Here is a 423-nt window from a genome sequence, read left to right as displayed (position 1 = left end):
GGCCCGCGCCTGGCGTGGCCTCGGTGCCCGGATTGTTGGAGGGTGCTGCCGGACGACGCCGCGGGACATTGCCGCCGTGGCAAGGCTGTCAGCGGTTCGCGTCAGTCGCGAAGTGGCGACCCCACAACGTTGAATCGAAACCCTCCGAACGTACCGGACAGTAGCGGGCGTGCGACCGTGATGGATGCCTGGACCTCCGGCAACGCGAGGGAAGACTGATGCGCCTCCTCGTTCTCCCACAGTTCCAGTACAAACACGGTGTCCGGGTCGTCGTCGTTCACTCCAACCTCGTAAGCAAGGCAGCCGATCTGTTGGAGGGTCTCGCTGCGCTGAGTCAGGTGGCGCACCAACTCGTCGCGCTTACCTGAGACAGCGCCGAGCGTTCCCACATTCGCAAAGGTCATAGCCCTACCGTAGTAGGAC

At 63.8% G+C, this 423-nt stretch carries 2 protein-coding genes; one reads left to right on the top strand and one right to left on the bottom strand.

The genetic code is table 11. The features are described from left to right. Positions 1 to 133, top strand: a 133-nt coding sequence (locus AC1U89_RS24860) for a homocysteine S-methyltransferase family protein (protein ID WP_479902279.1), incomplete at its 5' end; no start/stop codon positions are given. Here AC1U89_RS24860 and AC1U89_RS24855 read toward each other — a convergent pair. After that, the coding region (locus AC1U89_RS24855; RefSeq protein ID WP_479902278.1) for a putative quinol monooxygenase at positions 102 to 423 on the bottom strand (322 nt) is incomplete at its 5' end. The genes AC1U89_RS24860 and AC1U89_RS24855 overlap by 32 nt on opposite strands.

Source organism: Caulobacter sp. 05T431, assembly GCF_056665975.1.
The sequence above is the reverse complement of the archived record's forward strand: the minus strand, read 5'-3'. Positions and strand labels throughout refer to the sequence as shown.